The organism is Mycobacterium sp. (assembly GCF_049585075.1).
GTDB lineage: Bacteria > Actinomycetota > Actinomycetes > Mycobacteriales > Mycobacteriaceae > Mycobacterium.
This window is the reverse complement of record NZ_JBAUZA010000538.1, coordinates 1-2,404: the sequence shown is the minus strand read 5'-3', so window position 1 is coordinate 2,404 and position 2,404 is coordinate 1. Positions and strand designations below refer to the sequence as shown.

Here is a 2,404-nt window from a genome sequence, read left to right as displayed (position 1 = left end):
GGGTCGCCACGCGGGGTCGCCGGCAGCGGCCGGTCCGGTCGGCGTCGATCCGGGTGCATGGACGCGGGCCACTATCGGAACTGCTGATCGACTCGCTGCGCTGTTCGGGTGCCCGGGTCAAACAGAGCAGCCAGCCGCATGCCGCGGTGACTTCCACCGAAGCCGACCTGGTGGTGTTGTCCGACAACCTGGTCGCGGACCCGCGGATGCTGCGTGACCTGCACAGTCAAGGCGTCGCGCACCTCGCGGTCCGGGTGCGCGACGGCACCGGGCTGGTCGGCCCGCTGGTCATCCCCGGTGTGACCAGCTGCCTAAGCAATCACTAAATGGAATTACCTGGCGGACTATCACTGGGTGCCCCGGCGAGCGGTGGGATCAGCAGTACGCTCATGCCGTGCCGGAAACGTCGTACGCACCGTGCGGCGATCTGAGCCTGGCGTATCAGGTGTTCGGCGACGGACCGATCGAGCTGGTCTTCGCCGGGTCGACCGTCAGCCACGTCGAGCTGTTCTGGACCATGCCCGAATTCAAGGCGTTCTTCGACCAGCTCGCCACGTTCTGTCGCGTCCTCGCGTTCGACAAGGCCGGGGTCGGGCTGTCGGACCCGGTCCCGCAGGTTCGCACGCTCGATGATCGAGCGGCCGAGATCGAGGCCGTCATGGACGCCGTCGGCTTCCGAATGGCCGCTCTTGTCGGTTTTGCCGAGGGCGGCCCGGCCTCAATGGTGTTCGCGGCAACCCGACCGCAGCGAACCCGGGCGTTGATCCTTTACGGCTCGTTCGCGTTCACCGGCTTTGGGGGGTGGGACGACCTTGAGCGCGATCCCGCCGAGCTGCGGGCAAGCATGGCGAGCATGTATCCCGAGGTGGACGAGAAGTACTGGCCGTCGGTGGAGCAGTTCGCCCGCCTCCAGGACTTTTTCCGCGCCACCCGCTCGGCGTGGGGCAGCGGTGCGGCACTCAAAGCTGTGCTGCCGTCGTTCGGGTCGATCCGCCAGCTCGCAATGCTGGAGCGGATGAGCGCCAGCCCGGCGATGGCGCGGGTGTCACTCGAACTGTTGTTCCGGATCGACGTGCGGCCGATCCTGCCGACGATCACCGCGCCAACCCTGGTCATCCATGCCCGCGAGGACCCCACTCCGGTGCAGGCCGGCCGCTACCTCGCCGACCACATCCCCGGCGCGCGGTTGTTCGAGGTCGAGGGTGCGGACGCCGGGCCCTGGCTCACCGAGCCCGACAGGATCCTGACCGAGATCGAAGAGTTCCTTACCGGCAGCCATGCCGCACCGGCGCCGTCACGCCGCGCCTTGCGCACCGTGCTATTCACCGACATCGTCGCGTCCACGCAACACGCCGCGGCCACGGGCGACGAGCGGTGGCGGGCGGTGCTGCAGCGCTTCGGTGAGGTCACCACCGACCTCACGCAACAATTCGGCGGCACGGTGGTCAAGAGCACCGGCGACGGCCACCTCACCACGTTCGACGGCCCTACGCAGGCCATTCGCTGCGCGGAGGCGTTGCGCACTGAAGCCGAGACACTGGGCATCCAGATCCGCGCCGGCATCCACACCGGCGAGTGCGAACTGCTGGATGCGGACATCGGGGGGATCGCGGTACACATCGCGGCGCGGATCTGCGGCCAGGCCGGCGCCGGCGAAATCCTCGTCTCCAGGACCGTGCGCGACCTGGTCGTCGGCTCGGGCACGGGCTTCGAGGACCGCGGCAGCGTCGAGCTGCGCGGCGTGCCCGGCACCTGGCAACTTTTGGCGGTCGATCGCCACGGCCCGCGGGCGGGATCGCCTGAGGCGGAACTGGTGTCAATGCCCACTCCTGGCCGTCGGACTGCGATGCGCCGCTCGGACCGCGCCGTAGAGGTGATGGCCAGGCGCGCACCGTGGATTCTGCGCGGGATTGCTCGCCTCGCCCCAGCCACCGGTCGCAGATGAACAGCCGGGGTCAGCGCGCTTGGAGGTGACTGAGTCCTCGACATCGTTCAACAGGTGAGTCGCATTCAGTAACACCGATGCCGATCCCGGGCCGCGACGAATTCCCCAACCACTACGTCGGCGACCTCGTACCCACCGAGCGTGGACCCGACGGTCCTGACGGTCCTGACGGTCCTGTGGAGAGCTGATCCGTCCCTCCTGACGGCCGTGGCACAGTGCCAGGATGGCGCAGCCCACGCCGTCGCTGTATGCGCTGGATCCGGCGCTGCCGGTGCTGCTCCGGCCCGACGGCGCCGTGCAGCTCGGGTGGAGTCCGCGCCGCGCCGTGCTGATCCAGCCGCCGCGCGGTGTGACCGCCGCCGGGCTGGCCAACCTGCTCAAGGCCATGCATTCGCCGGTATCGATCAGCGAGCTGCAACGCCATTCCGACTTGAGCGCCGGTGAGCTGGACGATCTGCT

General features: G+C 68.7%; 1 protein-coding gene and 2 pseudogenes. All 3 read left to right on the top strand.

Annotated elements, in window-relative coordinates:
• Positions 1 to 314: pseudogene (locus WB785_RS24690) on the top strand (cyclodehydratase); the annotation flags it as partial.
• Positions 315 to 394: 80 nt separating this feature from the next.
• Complete coding sequence (locus WB785_RS24685) at positions 395 to 1,945, top strand: alpha/beta fold hydrolase (protein WP_424082726.1); 1,551 nt, start codon at positions 395 to 397, stop codon at positions 1,943 to 1,945.
• A 223-nt stretch (positions 1,946 to 2,168) separates the two neighbouring features.
• Positions 2,169 to 2,404: pseudogene (locus WB785_RS24680) on the top strand (cyclodehydratase); the annotation flags it as partial.